The organism is Sphingopyxis sp. SE2 (genome assembly GCF_032227185.1).
Taxonomy (GTDB): domain Bacteria; phylum Pseudomonadota; class Alphaproteobacteria; order Sphingomonadales; family Sphingomonadaceae; genus Sphingopyxis.
Genome location: NZ_JAPMXW010000001.1, coordinates 399,891 through 416,016, shown reverse-complemented (window position 1 = coordinate 416,016; position 16,126 = coordinate 399,891). Strand labels below are relative to the sequence as shown.

Here is a 16,126-nt window from a genome sequence, read left to right as displayed (position 1 = left end):
ACAAGAGGTAGGACAATATCAACCCAGATATGGTATGAATCATGGGTTGACATATTGGTCTGACAGGAAGAGCCTCTCTCCAAACAAGGCAAACAGGGAGAGTGGGAATGATTCGGGGCAGCCTCGTGCGCGTTTCGCGCGGCAGAATGAATTTCGCGGCGACCTTGTTGGGCACGACGGCCTTGGCGATGCTCGCCATTCCCGCGTTCGCGCAGGATAGGGCGTCGGACGATGCCCCCGCCGATGAGGCGGTCGATGACGCGATTGTCGTCACGGGCATCCGCAGTTCCCTTGCCACCGCGCTGGGCGAAAAGCGCACCTCCGACAATATCGTCGAGGTCATCCAAGCCGAAGATATCGGCAAACTGCCCGACCAGAATTTGGCCGAAGTGCTGGAGAATGTCACCGGGGTCCAGATCACCCGGCAAGCCGGCGTCGGCAATGCGGTGCAGATCCGCGGTACCGACGCCAACCGCACCGAAATCAACGGCGTGTCGACCGTCGGATCAGGCGCCGGCCGCTCGGGCATCAGTTTCGAGGATCTGCCCGCCGCGCTGATCGCCTCGGTCGAAGTCACCAAGGTCCCGACCGCGCAGACGATCGAGGGGTCGGTCGGCGGCACGATCAACCTGCGGACGATCCGCCCGCTCGACCTCAAGGAACCGCTGATCGCCGCGCGCGCGCAGATGGAAAACAGCGACCTGTCGAAGTCGACCCTGCCGCGGCTGTCGGCGACGGTCGGCAGCAATTGGGACACCGGCATCGGCGAAATCGGCATCGTCTTGAGCGGCAGCTATGCCCGGCAGGACGTCGCCGCGTTCAAACCGCGCGTCGACCGCGACGCGGTCGTCCTTCCCGGATCGGGCCCAAGCGCCGAGGCCTTTCCCTTTCTGCGCATCCAGTTCCTTCAGCAGGGATTGGAGAATTACGAATATGAAACCTACAATGGCACCGCCGCGCTGGAATGGAAGCCGAACGACGACCTGAAATTCTATTTCGACGCGACGCTCAACAACCAGACGCGCGGGCAGCAAAGCCACCGCGTGCAGATTTCGGGCACCGCGACGCCGTCGGTCGTCGACGCGACCGACAATAGCGCGTTCGAGACCGTCAACTGGGGCACGCTCGACGGACCCGACGGCCCGATCGACCTTGGCAGCGTCGAGGCGACGGTCGCGGGCACGCTCGGTATCGGCGGCAGCACCGGAACGGTGATCGATCCGAATATGCGCACGTCGAGCGACACCGGAGCGCGCGTCACCAAAAGCCGGGTGTTCGACTTTGGCACCGACTGGCAGGTAACCGACAAGCTGAGGATGCGCGCGGAAGTAGCGCTATCGACCTCGAAATCGGATTTCCCGAACTTTTCGACAACGCTCGATTTCATCAACCCCAACGGCCCGCAGCCGCAAATCGGACGCAGCATCGACAATGGCGTGCCGATCGAATTCGACCTGCGCGGCGGCACACTGCAGTTCGGCATCGACCAGGCGAGCCCCTTCGCGCCGACAACGGCGCAATTGCTCGATCCCGCCAATTACCAGCTGCAGCAAGTGGCGCAGGGCGCGAACACGACCGACAATCAGGAAAGGGCGGCGCGCCTCGATTTCTCCTATGATACGAGCGATCTCAACCCGTTCGTCACTTCGATCGATTTCGGCTATCGCTGGAACCGCACCTCGGCGGAAAACAGCGAATTTTCACGAAATGTCAGCCTGACCAACACGACCAGCGCATGGAACCGGCCGTCGGGCGACCTGTTTTCGGACATATTGATCCCGGGGCCGAGCAACTTCAACGCGGCCGACGGGCGCCGGCTCTATTTCCCCGATTTTCTGCTGATCGACGGCGGGCTGGCGTTCGACGATCCGGCGAAAGTGCTCGACGCACTCAACGCCGCGATCGACGCGAGCAACGCCGCCGCGACGCAGGGGCCGCCCATCGCGTCGCTGGTGACGCCGACCGAATCCTTCGCGGGCTTTTTCAAGATCAAGGAAACGACGAATGCCGCCTATTTTCAGGCGAATATGGAGGGCGAGATCGCCGGCATGCCGGTGCGCGGCAACGCGGGCGTGCGCTGGCTGCACACCAGCCTGTCCTCGACCGGCAACAATATCGCGAACGGCGAGGTCACGGGGCAGACCGTCGCCAAAAGCTCGTACAACTTCCTGTTGCCGCGCTTCAACCTCGTGCTCGAACCCGCCGACCGCTTCCTCGTCCGCGCCGGCATCGCGCGCGACATTCGCCGCCCGAATTTCGACACGCTGTCGACCTCCTTCTCTTTCGGCACCGGCGCGAACACGCCGGTCGCGGTGGGCAATCCCGACCTCGTTCCCGAAGCGGTGTGGTCGTTCGACCTGTCGGGCGAATATTATTTCGCGCCGTCGAGCCTGATCAGCATCGGCTTCTTCCACAAGAGCCGTACCAATTTGTTCGCGCAGCGGCAGGAAGATCCGGCGCCGAATCTCGACGCCGACGGCAACCTCAATATTTCGATCGACCCCTCTTGCCCCGACGGCGGCATCTATAATCCGATCGCCAACCGCAACATCAACAACCCGATTCAGGGCGTCGGCATCTGCGTTCCGCGCAGTTCGACCTTCAACGTTCCGGGCACGACGACGCAAACCGGCGTCGAGGTCGCGTTCCAGCACGATCTTTCGGCGTGGGAGGACGTGCTCGGCTTCGCCTCGGGCTTCGGCTTTATCGGCAATTTCACCTATCAGAAGGCGGGCGGCTCGGCGCGCGAATATCGCACCGCCGACGGGCCGCGGACGGTCTTCACCCAGCTCGGCTATCCGGGTTCGCAGGACCTGATCTCGCTGACCAATCTGTCTAAATATGCCTATAATGCGACGCTGTTCTACGACAAATACGGTCTCAATGCGCGCGTGCGTTATACGTGGCGGTCGAGCTATGTGTCGGACGATCCCTTCTTCTTCGGCCTGCCGCTGATCAACGGCGCGCGGGGCCAACTCAACGCCAGCATCAATTACGACATCAACGATCACATCAATGTCGGCGTCGAGGGCATCAACCTGCTGCGCGGCGACCAGAACCAATATTGCGTCAACAACAAGGCGCTGCTCTGCTTCCAGGGCCTGACCGATCGCCGGATCACTGCCGGACTGAGCGTGAAGTTCTAGTGATCGGAATAGACCGAAACACCGTTATTCCATAGCTCGTCATCCCGGCGAAGGCCGGGATGACGATGCAATTAGAGGATGAGGCCGAGGCAACCTAGGTTGCCTCGGCCTCAAACTGCGTGAACCGCTTCCGATCGGGTCGCTATCAGAAAGCGATGCGCGCAGTTACTCGTGCACCATGGGCGCTGCGATCCGACGCCAGCGTGCCGGTATAGGCGGCGCCGAGGCGGAAGGCCCCCGTGGTGAATTCAAAGCCGGCTTCGACCTCCGCCGAATTTTTGGGGATCGCGATGCCGAGGATGTCGAACGCCGGACCACCCGCGACGAAGCGCGAGACGATCGGGGCGCGGCGATCGTTGAAGGCGCGGTTCCACGCCGCCGACAGATAGGGCTGGAAGCCCGGCTGTCCCGCGTTGAACTGCGCCCGCGCGCCCAAGCTGAGGAAGGTCGTCTTCTGGTCGGCCTTGCCCACCGTCAGCGCCGCACTGCCGCCGGTTTCGGTGAAGGCGTCGCTGCCGGTGTCGACATGCGCCAGCCGGGCAAAGGGTGTGATCGCCGTGTTGCCGGCGGTGATGTCATAACCGATTTCGCCGAAGATCTGCAGCGTGTCGGCATCGCGCTTCGACGTCAGCGTCTGGGCGAGCGGCGCGCCGCTGATGCTGCGGCTGGTGTCGACGTCGTGCCAGGCGTAGCTGACCCCGACGGTGCCGCGCAGCCCCTCGCCGCTGCCATAGGTGGCATGCGCGGCGAAATATTTGCTGTCGACCTCGGTGCGGTCATTACGCCCGTCGAAACGGAAGTCCGAACCGCCGATCCCCGCCGAGAGCGCCGCGGCGAAGCCGTTGCCGCCGAAACCGACCCCCGCGACCAGCCCCTTGTGGTCGGTGTCCATCGCGAAATTGCCGCGATTGGCGTCGAAATCGCCCCAGCCGCCGAAGGCCGAGCCCCAGACGAACGCGCCGCTTCCCTCGGGCGCCTTCATCCCCATCAGGCTGTTGCGCAGGTGCCGGCTGTCGTCGGTCAGGCCGCTGAGCGAACTGGCGAGAATTTCGCCCGACAGGTCGCCGAAGCTCGCCTGTGCGGTCGCCGCATTCTGGACCAGCACCGCTTCGTAGAGCGGGTTGTCGATGCCGAGCGCCTGAACCGCGGTCGCGACGCTCGCCTGGTTGAAACCGATGGCGATGTCGGCGAAGTCGATGTCGTTGCGATAGAGCGACAGGATCACCGAATTGGCGTCGTAGCGCAGCAGCGGATCGAGGAAGGCGAGATCGCTCGTCACCGTCCCGAAGGTGCCGGTGATGCCGCCCGCGCCGGTCAGGATCACATAGTCGGTGCGGCCGGCATATTCGCCATCTTCGGCGAGAACGGCGACGCTCGCCGTGCTGTCGATCGTGACCGCGCCGGTGGCGTCGAGGCGGTCAGCCTCGCCCGCCGCATTGACTTCGACCTCATAGGTCGAGCCGGCGGCGAAGGCGAGGTCGCCGTTGACGGTGAGCCGGCCGATCGAATTGCCCGGCGCGAGCGTCCCGCCGTCGCCGACGGTGGTCGAACCGACGCTGCCGTTGCCGCCGAGCGTGCCGCCGCTGTTGACGGTGACCGGCGAGACGATCGAGCCGTTCACCGCGAGGGTGCCGCCGTCGACCGACGTGGGGCCGGTGTAGGTGCTGTTGCCCGTCAGGTTGAGGGTGCCCTCGCCCTGTTTGACGAAGCTGCCGGTTCCCGAGATGTCGCCGCCGAAGGACGTATTCCCCGGCTGGTCGACGGTCAGCTGGCTGTCGCCGAGTTCGACGTTCGAACCTTCTTCACCCTCGAGACCGCCGATCGTCTGGTCCTTGCCCGTGATGTCGAGCGTGCCGCCCTCGCCGAGATTGAAATCGGTCGTCGGATCGATCGTCCCGCCGATGCGCACCGAACCGCCGAGGATGTTCGTCACGCCTTCGAAGGCATAGTCGCCCATGAAGGTCAGCGTGCCGTCGCCCAGCTTGTCGAGCGCGCCATTGCCCGAGAAATCGCCGAGGAAGTCATAGTTGTCCGAACGATTGAAGACGAAGCGGCCGTCGTTGACGATATTGCCCGCGAAGCTGCCCTCGGTCCCGCCAGCGCCGAGTTCGAAGAAGCCGTCGCCTTCGGTCCGGACGTCGCCCTGCAGCACGCCGGTCAGCACCAGCCCGCCGTTCGAGATGATCGTGCCGCCGGTGTGCGCGATATTCGCGGTATCGACGGTGAACACGGCGTCGCCGATCAGCTGCAGCTGCCCTGCCCCGTCGATCGTCAGATCGTCGAGCGCCGAGACGGTTTCATCCTCACCGAAGTTGAGCACGAGGAGGCCGTCGGTCCGCACCGCCGAGGTGAGGATCGGCGACGAGGTGCCTTCTTCGCCCAGATCGACTTCGTTGACCTGGAGCGACGCACCCGCGTCGACCGTCACATTGCCGAATTCGCCGACGAAGCCCGACGTCGACCAATAGCCCGCCGCGACGTCGAGCGCCTCGAAGCCGTTGGCGGCGGTGAGCTGCTGCGCTTCGGTCAGTTCGAGCACGTCGCCGTCGAGCGTCAGCGTGTCGATACCGTCGCCCGCATCGACGAGGCCCGAAATCGCGCTGCCGGTCTTCAGCGTCACCGTGTCGTCGAACGCGCTGAGCTGCGCCGCGACGCCGTTGCCGCCGGTGATCGTGCCGCTGTTGACCAGGTCCAGCTGGCCAAGCGAAGCCAGGGCGACGCCGGTTTCGCTGACGATCGAACCGCTGTTCGTCGCATCCGCGCTGTCGACGTCGATCTGGACGCCGCCATTGATCGTGCCGCTGTTGACCAGCACGCCTTCCTTGCCCGCGCTGTTCTGGCGGCCGATGATGACGCCCGCGATGCCGCCCGAGATGGTGCCGGCATTGTCGACCGACGCGCCGCTGACCGCGAGCACGCCATAGCGTTCGCCGGTGATCGTGCCGCCGGCCTCGTTGACGACCGTGCCGAGCATCGTGCTGCCGCTCGTGTCCTGCCCGGCGAAGGCCTGGATCGTGACGCCGTCGGCAAAATCGCTGCCCGTACCTTCGATCGTCCCGCTGTTGGTCACGCTGCCGCCGCCGAACAGCCGGATCGCATCGTTGCTCTCGCCGCGGATCGTCCCGCTGTTGGTGACGCTCGTGTTCGCCGCGCGCATCTCGAGCTGGGCGGTGTCATCATTATAATAGAGCTGGGTGACGATGCCCTGCCCGGCGCTCGAAATGATGCCGCTATTCTCGATCACGGCGTTCGCCGAGGTGATCGTCACCCCCGCTTCGGCCGGGCGGTCGGCACCTTCATAAGCACCCTCGCCGCGGATGGTGCCGGCGTTGACGAGCGTCAGCGACCCGGCGCCATCGGCCAGCACGCCATAAGCGCCGCCAGTGATTTCGCCATCGGCAGCGTTGTTGATCGTCACGTCGCCGAGCGTGCCGTGGAAGACGCCCGCCGCCGCCACGCTGCTGATCGTGCCGCTGTTGTCGAGCGTCGCGGTCGAAAGGTCGCTGCCGAAGCCGACGCCATAGCCGTTGAGCCCGTCGGCGCGGGTGCCGGTGATCGTGCCGCTGTTGACGACGCTCGCGGTCAGGCCGCTGCGGTCCTCACCCGGATCGGTGTTGATCGCGGTGCCCTGAATGAACATGCCGCCGTCGCCGCCGGTGATGTCGCCGGCATTTTCGACCGCGCCGCCGCCCGACAGGATGATGCCGAAGCGCGTGCCTTCGATCTCGCCACCCTCGGCGTTGACGACCGAAGCGCTGAAATCCTCGTTCGCCTGATCGGTGAAGGCGTACATCGAGACGCCATCGGAGAAAGCCGTGCCTTCGCCGCGGATCGTTCCGCTGTTGGTGACGGTGCCGCCGCCGATCAGGCGCACCCCGTCATTCGTTTCGCCGAGGATGCTGCCGCTGTTGGTGATTTCGGTACCCACGGCGAGGCCGACGAGCGCATTGATTTCCTCGTCGAACAGCGACGCGGTGGTGATGCCCGCGCCGGCGCCCGAGATGATGCCGCTGTTGGTTACGCTCGAGCTCGCGGTGCCGATGGTGATGCCGGCGTCGGGCGGTGCAGCGAAGCCGTCATAGGCGCCATTGCCGCGGATCGTGCCGGCGTTGTCGACGGTCAGCGTGCCGCTGGCGCCGCTGTAGATGCCCGAGGTGGCGCCGGCGATCACGCCGCCTTCCTCGTTGGTGATCGTCAGATCGGCGAGCGAGCCGTGGCTGACGCCCTCGGCGAATTCGCTGCTGATCGTGCCGCTGTTGACCAAAGTCGCGGTCGACATGTCGCTGCCGAAACCGACGCCATAGCCTTCGGTGCCCGTGCCGCCGAAATCGCCGAGCCCGGTGATCGTGCCGCGATTGACGACGTTCGCGGTCAGTCCGCTGCGTTCCTCGTTCGGGTCGGTGTTGAGCGCGGTGCCCTGAATATAGACGCCGCCCGAGGCGCCGATGATCTCGCCATCGTTCACGACCTCGCCGCCGCCCGACAGGATGACGCCGAAGCGAACGCCGATGATCCGCCCCTCGGTCTCGTTCGTGACCAGCGCGCTATAATCCTCGTTCGCCTGGTCGGTGTAGGCGAACATCGACACGCCGTCGGCGAAGGCGTCGATCTGGCCGCCGATTTCACCGCTGTTGGTGACGCTGCCGCCGCCGATCAGGCGCACGCCATCGTCGTTATAACCATAGATGGTGCCGCTGTTGACCACGGTGGTGCCGGTCGCGAGACCCTGGAGCTGGCCGGTCGCGGCGTTGAAATAATTGGCGGTCGTGATGCCGAAGCGGTTGCCGGTGATGCTGCCGCTGTTGACGACCGAGCTGGGCCCGCCCGAAATGGTGACGCCCGCGTCGGGCGGTGCGTCGAAACCGGGGTTGATGCCGTCGCCGTGGATGGTGCCCGCATTGGTGAGTTCGAGCCCGCCAAGCTCGGCGTGGACGCCCGACGCCGCGCCGGTGATCGTGCCATCCTCCGCATTGTCGATCGTGGTGACGCCGTCCGCGTTCGTATAGATGCCGTCGCTCCCGCCACCGGCGATCGTACCGCTGTTGGTGATCGAGGCGCCCGGGGTGCCGACGCTGATCGCCGTGTTGGCGTTGCTGCGAACCAGCCCTTCATTGTCGAGCGTCAACGTGCCGCCCGCCGAATTGATCGCTATGAAGCCGTTCGATATGATCTCGCCGCCCGCTTCGTTGTTGACGACGAGGTCGCCCGACAGGTTGGCGAAGATCGCAGTGGTGACGGCGTTGATCGTGCCGCTGTTGTTGATGACCGCCGTATCGAGCGAGCCGCCCGCGAGCACGCCGAGGAAACCCGAAACCGTTCCGCTGTTATTGACGGTCGCGGTTCGGCCGACCTGATCGGGCGAGGCGGTCAGAATGATACCGAAGGGGCTGATCCCCGGCGTTGCCGGGTTGGGTGTTCCGGTGCTGCGGATGACACCCGCATTGTCGATCGTGCCGCCGCCTTGCAGCACCGCGCCGAATGTCGTTCCTTCGATCAGGCCGGTTTCGCTGTTGGCGATGGTCCCGACCCCGGTCACGCCTTCGGCAATGCGATCGGCGAATTCGGAGATCGCAACCCCGACGCCCTGCGCGCCGTTGCCGACGTTGCCGCTGAAGCCCAGGATCGTGCCGCTGTTGGTGACGCTGCCGCCGCCGGTCAGGCCGACGCCGGTGCCCGCGTCACCGCGGATCAGCCCCGTGTTAACGACGGTCGTGTCGGCCGCACGCGCTTCGGGCGGCAGTTCGTTGTCATTTTCGTCCTCGCTGAAGAAGTAGGAGGTGACGATGCCGTTGGAGCCGCCGGCGATCGTGCCGCTGTTGGTGACGCTCGACCCCGGCTGCGCGATGACGATGCCGCCGCTCGGCCGGCTGTCGATGCTGCCGAGGCTGGTGCCGTCGCCGCGAATGTCGCCGGCATTGTCGACGGTGACGGGGCCATTGTCTGCATAGATGCCGATGTCGAGGCCTTCGACATCCTCGTCCTCGGCGACGACGATCTCCAGCGTTTCGGGCTGGTCGTTGTGGATGCCGAAGGATTGCTGCGCCGCGGCGGGCGCCGCGATCTGACCTATCGACAGGCCGACGATCGCGCTGGTGGCAAGCAGGCGGGATTTCGAAATACGCGACATGACTGAGACTCCCCTCGACATTCAAGCATGGCGAGGGGTTCGCCGGAGGACGTCGCGTCCTCCGGCTGGTCCACCCCACCCCCCAAAAAATATGCGCCCCCAGCTGATGGGATGACTCGCATCGCTCAGCTTTGTGCGCGTTGACTAGGTCGAGGCTCCCCCGAGCGTCTACCCAATGTTTTTTTGGGTAAATTTGCGACGGACCGTTGACGTCATACTTGCACATCCGGCGGCGTAGTCGTTACGGTGACCTCGTCACCGGGGGGTGGGTCGCTGATATTCGGGGAAGCGCGCGGCTTCGCGCGCCTGCTCTCCCGTGAACATGATGGAACCGCCGGCCCCGTAATCGAACGGGTGCCCATGATGCGAAGCCTGCTTGCCGTCCTGTTTTTCACCCTGCTCGGGCTGGTGCAGCCGGCGTGGGGGGCGACGGACACATTGCCTGTGCTCGAACTGCACGCCCATGAGGATGCGCCGAATCTGGCGCCTTTCATACGCTTCGCCAAGCGCCCCGGCGACATCCGGGCGCCGCAATTGGACGCCATCCTGCGGGGCCCGCTTCAGCAGGTGGAGGGTTCGACCATCCACTTCGGGCCGCCGGGCACACGCACAGTCGTTCTACTACAGGTCCGCAACGCCAGCGACGAGCAAGGAAGCTGGATTCTGACCACAGGCCGCGGGTCGCTCAAACATTTCCGGCTCTATGAAGCAAATGGGGAGCGCCTCGCCTTGGTCGTCGATGGCACGGACCCGCAGGCCGCCCGGCAAAATCTCGGCACATATCAGGCCTTCAGCTCCGAACTGGTCCTCGGCCCGCGCCAGACCACGCTGGTGGCCATCGAGTTCATTTCGGAAAACTCGACCTATATGCCGCTCAAGATCAACAGCTACGGCACCTTCTTCAAGGAACGGCGGGCGAATATCTCGATGGTCTCGGGCGTCGTGGTCGGCGCGCTGACGCTGCTGCTGCTCAACTTCCTCTTCTTCTCGATCACGGGTTTCAGGGAATTTCTGTGGCTGGCGGTCGCCGAGGCCTTTTTCGCACTGAACACGGTCCATTCGGAAGGCTATATCACGATCTTCTTCCTCTACGACAAACCGCTGACCGGGCTGGCGGTAGAGGATTTCATCAAATGCGGCTTTGCCGCGTCGATGGCGCAATTCTGCCGGAGCTTCGTCGACACCCCTACCCATTTTCCGCGGCGCGACATGGTGCTGAAGGCGCTGATCTGGTTCGCGCTCGCGATCATGCTCTTTCAGCCGGGCCTCGCCTATTACCCGCCCGAGCTGCGCTTCCTGCTGCACATCGCGACCTGGCTGGTCGCGGTGGCGGTCGCATTGTTCCTGCCCTTCGTCGGCTATGCCGCAATGAAACAGCTCGGCGTCCAGCTCTGGCCGCTCTTTGTAGGCTGGGCGAGCCTCGCGCTCTTCATCGTCTATGCGGCGATCGCGTCGATGGGCATTTTCGCATGGCTGCCGATCAACTGGCACCTCGCCGGACCGGTCGGGCTGTTCGAATCGGTGATGGTGACGATCGCGCTGGGGCTCAACCTCAAGAAGATCCAGCGCGACAAGCTCGTCGCCGACTGGAAATATGCGCAGTCGCTGACGGAGCGGCTGGAGATCAGCGAGCGCGCCACGCGGCTTGCCGAGGAAAAGGCCTTCGCACTCGAAACGGTCAACAGCCAGAATGCGCTGCTCCACGCGTCGGGGCACGACAGCCGGCAGGTGATTCTGGCGCTCAACAGCGCGGTCGAGGTTCTCAAGCGCCAGAAGCGCGCCGATGCCGACGACGAGCTGGTCGAGATGCTCGAAAGTTCGGCCGACTATCTCAATGAAATCGTATCAACGACCATCTCGGGCGCCAATATCGCCGCAAGCGATACGGGTTTCCTCGCACTCAGCAGCTTTCGCGCCGAGGCGCTCGTCGAGCCACTGTCGATGATGTTCAAGACACCCTTCGCGGGCAAGAGGCTGACGCTCGAAGTCCGCATTCCCGACAAGGCCACGATCATTTCCGACCGCCCCTTGCTGATGCGCGCACTCGCGAACCTGCTGAGCAACAGTTACAAATATACCCACAGCGGAGGGGCGAGCCTCTCGCTCGAAATCGAGGAAGGCTGCGCCATCATCACGGTCCGCGACAGCGGGGGCGGAATGCCCGCCGAACTCGTCGCGGCGTTGAATGACGGCACCATGAACCGCATTCGCGCCGATGAAAGCGACGAAGGCAGCGGGTCGGGCTTCGGATCGGCGCAGCGCATCATCAGCACGCTGCGCGGATCGCTGAAAATTGTCGCATCGAGTGCCGCCGGAACCGAAATCCGGATCGCGCTGCCCGCAGCCTTTTCGTCGATCACTCCGGTGTCCGCCGAAGCCCTACAGGCGGAGCTCGACGGCTGGACGCTGCTCGATTTCGACGACCGCACGGCGTTCGGGGCCGGCCTCGATGCCGCCGCGAGCGGCCCGACGATCGCGCTCACCTATGACGACACGACGGTGACGCGCGGGCGGCTCAGCCAGCTCGTCACGATGATGGCGGTCAAGCCCGCATGCCGCGAAATGGCGCTCCACCCGCTTTTGGGCGCTGTTTCAGCAAGATCAGAGCAGGTTTAGCTCGTTCGCCCGCTCGACGATCTTGCGGTTGTGCGAGACGTCAAGCTTGCGCCGCAGTTCGGCGATATGGAACGACACGGTCGGCGGCGCGATCGCCAGACGATAGGCGATTTCCTTGTTCGTCTCGCCTTGCGCCAGATAGTGAAGAATCGCCATTTGCCGCGACGACAGCGCGACGGGCGGCTGCTGGAACTTGCCGAGCGCCTCGCCGATATGCGGCGAGACATAGATTTCGCCGGCGAGCGCCGCGTCGCACGCGGCGACGATATGGTCGAGCGAGTCCGACTTGCTGACGATCGCGCGCGCGCCGAGCTTCAGCGCCGAATGAATCTCGTTCACATGCGTCTCGCCGGTCAGGATGATCACCGTCATGTCGCGCGAACCCACGATTTCGGCGAGCACATTGATCCCGCGCACGTCGGGCAGGTTGAGGTCGAGGATCACCAGGTCGACGGGCTGCGACTGGACGAAGGCGTTGACCGTCGCGCCGCGATCGAGCGCGCCCACGACCATATAGCGGTCGAGCGACCCGAACAGGAACCGCAACCCGCTCTGGGTGATGCGATGATCGTCGACGATCAATATATTGTGCTTCGACACCATGCCTGCGCCCCGCCTGCCCCCCAGCCTGCCCGATGCGGATTGATCAGCAGATTTTCCCGTCGCCGCAACCCGAATAATATTGGGGGACGCCGGTCGCGACGTCGAGCGGGATGTCACGGCCGCCACGTTTTGGCTGAGCGATCGGGCTGAAAAGCTTCGCTTTCGCCTGCGGCGTCACTGGGCGCGGCGTTTCGCGACCTGATCGACGATCGGCCCCGCCGTAAAGCCATGGACGATCGTCGACAGCAGGATTGTCAAAAGGATCGTAGCCCAAAGCTGTCCTTCGTTGACCAGTTCGAGATGGCTCCCCGCATAGGCGAGATAATAGATCGAGCCGACGCCCCGTATCCCGTAAAATGCCACGAAAAGGCGTTCGCGGGCCGCAAGTCCCGTGCGCACCAGGCCGACCCAGCCTGCGATCGGCCGGACCAGGAATATCAGCCCCAGCGCAATGCCGGCATGCGCCCAGTCGAGTATGCCGAAAAGCCGTGGAAAGGTCGCACCGACCAGAAGAAGCAACAGCGCGGTGAGCGCCAGTTCGATCGCCTCGTTGAAACTGTGGAGACGACCATGGAATTCATGCTCGGCCTCAACCCGGCGGAGGACAATACCGGCGACGAAGCAGGCGATGAAGCCATAGCCTTCGGCGAGTTCGGTTGCGCCATAGCAAAAGAGGACGCCGGCAATCGAAAGCACCCCCGACGCGGTGTCGGCGAGGACGTTGCCGCGCGGAATCACGAAAAGGACGCGCGCGAGGAGCCAACCGACGGCGGCGCCCCCGAGCACACCCGCGGCAATCCGGTAGAAGACGTCGACAAGCAGCCATTCGCCGAGCATTGCCGCGGAGAATCCACTGCTCCCGAGGAGCAGGCCGAGATAGACGAAGGGGAAAGCCAATCCGTCGTTGAGCCCCGCCTCGGTCGTCAAGGTGAAGCGTACCGGCTGTTCGTCGCCCTCGGTCGGCGGGCCGACCTGTACTTCGCCCGCAAGCACGGGGTCGGTGGGCGCCAGCACAGCACCGAGCAGAATGGCTCCGGCGAGAGTCATGCCCGCGAAGGCCCATCCCATGAGTGCCACCGCGGCGATGGTCAGCGGCATCGCTGCCGCGAGCAGCCTGATCGTCGGTCGCCAGCGGCGGTAATGCGCCAGATCGTCGATGCGGATGCCGGTACCGAACAGCGCGACGATCACCGCCAGCTCGCTCGCGACCTCCCAAAGTTTCGGCGCTTCACGCGGATCGAGAGCACGCCAGACGTCCGGCATCGCCCAATGGATTGCGATACCGAAGAGGATCAGCAGTGCAGAAGCCGCAGGCTCGCGTCCCGAGAGAAAGCGCGGAAGCCAGAAAGCCACGATGACGCCCGCACCGACGAGCATCATGGCGAGATGATAGGCGCTCAATCCAAAGAAGGCCTGTTCGTTCATGCGCTCCATCTCCCCGAGCAATCGGTATACGCATCGGCGTCGAGCAGATCGGCCGTTATAACGGGACACAGGTTCGGGGCTTCAACCTGAAGGACGCAGGCAATTATCGCATCAAGACGCCTGTTTCGCCAAGTGGGTTGGGGTCGTCGATATAGTGCTGTCGGGCGTCGTGACGCGTCCGATGCAATGCGCTCGATGCCCATTTCGCCGCGCCAGGGCAAATGCCACCCGGTTAATCGGCGAGGCCGAAATCTTGCTCGAAGACGCCGGCCTGGCAGGGGCAGCAGGACTCGAACCCGCGACCCTCGGTTTTGGAGACCGATGCTCTACCAACTGAGCTATACCCCTAGGCCGGAGTGCGCCACTAGCCGGATTGGAGGGGCGGGGCAAGGGGGATGACGGGTTGCGCGCACGCGCCGGGCTGATATGCGCGATTTCATATGAGCGACGCCCCGTTTCCCGCCCGGCCCGACGGGCCTCCGCAGCATTATCTGGGCGGGATCGCGTTGCGGCTGCTCGCGATGGTCAGCCTGTCGCTGATGTTCGTGCTCGTCAAAAAGATCGACGCCGCGGGCATCCATGTCGTCGAGAGCCTCTTCTGGCGACAGGCGCTCGTGCTGCCCTTCCTGCTGGCATGGGTGATGGCGACCACCGGCCTGTCGTCGCTGAAGACGCGGAGGATCGGCGCGCATGCGCGGCGAATGCTGATGGGCCTCGCCGGCATGGCGTGCAATTTCGGCGCAATGATCCTGCTGCCGATGGCCGAAGCGACGACGATCAGCCTGTCGGTGCCCATCTTTGCCGTTCTCTTCGCTGCGCTTCTGCTCGGCGAGGCGACGGGGTGGCAGCGGTGGAGTGCAGTGATCGTCGGCTTCGTCGGCGTGCTCGTCGTGCTCGACCCGCTTTCAAGCTTCGCGGGCGGTTTCGGCGGCACGCACGGCGTCGGCACATTGGTCGCCCTTACCGGCGCGATCATGACCGCGCTGATAACCATTGCGGTGCGCGATCTCGGCCGCACCGAAAATGCCGCGACGATCGTTTTCTGGTTCAGCCTCTTGTCGATGATCCCGCTCGGCATCGCCCTTCCCTTCGTCATCACGCCGCACGACGGCCACGAATGGCTGTTGCTGATCGGGCTCGGCTTCCTCGGCGCGGTCGTCCAGATGTCGCTGACCGGCGCGCTGCGCCTCGCGCCGGTGTCGGTCGTGATCCCGATGGATTATTCGAGCCTGCTCTGGGCGATTGCCGCCGGCTGGTGGTTTTTCGGCACCCTGCCCGCCGACACCACCTGGGTCGGCGCGCCGCTGATCATCGCGTCGGGCCTGTTCATCGCCTGGCGCGAACATCGCCGCCATATCGACCGGCCGAAGGAGGTTGCCGCATGACGCGCCCTATCCTGTATCACTGCCCCGATGCCCGCTCGTTGCGCTGCCTGTGGGCGGTCGAGGAGGCGGAGATCGACGTCGATCTCAAGCTGCTTAAATTCCCGCCGCGCGCGTTTGAGCCCGATTATCGCGCCGTGAACCCGCTGATGACGATTCCCGGCTGGGCCGAGGACGGGCGGCTGATGACCGAGTCCGCCGCGATCTGCGAACGGATCGCCGAAGGGACGCCGCTCGAAGTCCGGCGGAGCGAAGCCGATTATTGGGATTATCGCAACTGGCTGCACCGCAGCGACGCGACGCTGACCTTCCCGCTCGCGATCATGATCCGCTACACGCGCGTCGAACCCGAGGAGCGGCGGCTCGCGCAGGCGGTCGAGGACTATAAGGCGTTTTTCGGGGGCCGGGCCAGGAGCATCGAGGCGGCGCTGGCCGATGGGCGCGAATGGCTGGTCGCGGGGCGCTTCACCATCGCCGACATCGTGATCGGCTATGCGGCGTTCCTTGCGACGACCCTCGATGCCGACGATGTGCTGGGCGAGGCGACGAAGGCATGGCTCGGTCGCTGCATGGCGCGCGAAGGGTTCCAGCGCGCCCGCACACGTCAGAAGGCCGCAGCGTGACGAAAAAGGGCTCCACCATCCGGTGAAGCCCTCCGTGCCCCCGTGCATGGCAAAGCCAACGAGGAAAACGCATCGGCCCTTCGGGGTGTAGGTCGCGTGAAGGGCCGTATGTGGGCCCAATTTATGGGACGGCGGGAAGGTTGGCTTTCATATTTTCACGCAGGCCATTGCCCTGTCCCAAACTAGCGCTTGTCGGGATGCGCC

Annotated in this window: 7 protein-coding genes and 1 tRNA gene; 4 read left to right on the top strand and 4 right to left on the bottom strand. The window is 64.6% G+C overall.

All coding sequences use genetic code 11. From position 1 onward, the window contains the following. The first annotated feature begins 107 nt into the window (after positions 1–107). On the top strand, positions 108–3,146 hold the full coding sequence (locus OVY29_RS01850) for a TonB-dependent receptor (RefSeq protein WP_313910706.1): 3,039 nt from the start codon (positions 108–110) through the stop codon (positions 3,144–3,146). A 145-nt stretch (positions 3,147–3,291) separates the two neighbouring features. On the opposite strand, the gene OVY29_RS01845 is transcribed toward OVY29_RS01850, so the two are convergent. After that, positions 3,292–9,273, bottom strand: coding sequence for an autotransporter domain-containing protein (locus OVY29_RS01845; RefSeq protein ID WP_313910705.1), 5,982 nt, complete (start codon positions 9,271–9,273; stop codon positions 3,292–3,294). Between the two features lie 360 nt (positions 9,274–9,633). Here OVY29_RS01845 and OVY29_RS01840 point away from each other — a divergent pair, with 360 nt between their 5' ends. Continuing rightward, positions 9,634–11,889, top strand: a complete 2,256-nt coding sequence (locus tag OVY29_RS01840; RefSeq protein WP_313910704.1) for an ATP-binding protein — start codon at positions 9,634–9,636, stop codon at positions 11,887–11,889. Here the strand turns inward: OVY29_RS01840 and OVY29_RS01835 are convergent. From OVY29_RS01835 to OVY29_RS01825, 3 genes are all read right to left on the bottom strand, one after another. Continuing rightward, positions 11,875–12,492, bottom strand: coding sequence for a response regulator transcription factor (locus OVY29_RS01835; protein WP_037554600.1), 618 nt, complete (start codon positions 12,490–12,492; stop codon positions 11,875–11,877). The two genes, OVY29_RS01840 and OVY29_RS01835, sit on opposite strands and share 15 nt — an antisense overlap. A gap of 174 nt (positions 12,493–12,666) precedes the next feature. Beyond that, positions 12,667–13,917: a cation:proton antiporter gene (locus OVY29_RS01830; protein ID WP_313910703.1), complete on the bottom strand. Its 1,251-nt coding sequence runs from the start codon at positions 13,915–13,917 to the stop codon at positions 12,667–12,669. A 272-nt stretch (positions 13,918–14,189) separates the two neighbouring features. Continuing rightward, positions 14,190–14,265: transfer RNA gene (locus tag OVY29_RS01825), tRNA-Trp, on the bottom strand. A 92-nt stretch (positions 14,266–14,357) separates the two neighbouring features. On the opposite strand from OVY29_RS01825, the gene OVY29_RS01820 reads away from it, so the two are divergent. Together OVY29_RS01820 and OVY29_RS01815 are read left to right on the top strand one after the other, a co-directional pair. Further along, a complete protein-coding gene (locus OVY29_RS01820; protein WP_313910702.1) occupies positions 14,358–15,302 on the top strand; it encodes a DMT family transporter in 945 nt (314 codons plus the stop codon). Then, on the top strand, positions 15,299–15,922 hold the full coding sequence (locus OVY29_RS01815; protein ID WP_313910701.1) for a glutathione S-transferase: 624 nt from the start codon (positions 15,299–15,301) through the stop codon (positions 15,920–15,922). Before OVY29_RS01820 ends, OVY29_RS01815 begins: the two co-directional genes overlap by 4 nt. The last annotated feature ends 204 nt before the right edge of the window (positions 15,923–16,126 follow it).

Bases quoted from the DNA above. Each gene is read 5' to 3' on its own strand.
- OVY29_RS01850 (WP_313910706.1), top strand. From the start codon at position 108: ATGATTCGGGGCAGCCTCGTGCGCGTTTCGCGCGGCAGAATGAATTTC.
- OVY29_RS01840 (WP_313910704.1), top strand. From the start codon at position 9,634: ATGATGCGAAGCCTGCTTGCCGTCCTGTTTTTCACCCTGCTCGGGCTG.
- OVY29_RS01830 (WP_313910703.1), bottom strand. From the start codon at position 13,917: ATGAACGAACAGGCCTTCTTTGGATTGAGCGCCTATCATCTCGCCATG.
- OVY29_RS01820 (WP_313910702.1), top strand. From the start codon at position 14,358: ATGAGCGACGCCCCGTTTCCCGCCCGGCCCGACGGGCCTCCGCAGCAT.
- OVY29_RS01835 (WP_037554600.1), bottom strand. From the start codon at position 12,492: ATGGTGTCGAAGCACAATATATTGATCGTCGACGATCATCGCATCACC.
- OVY29_RS01845 (WP_313910705.1), bottom strand. From the start codon at position 9,273: ATGTCGCGTATTTCGAAATCCCGCCTGCTTGCCACCAGCGCGATCGTC.
- OVY29_RS01815 (WP_313910701.1), top strand. From the start codon at position 15,299: ATGACGCGCCCTATCCTGTATCACTGCCCCGATGCCCGCTCGTTGCGC.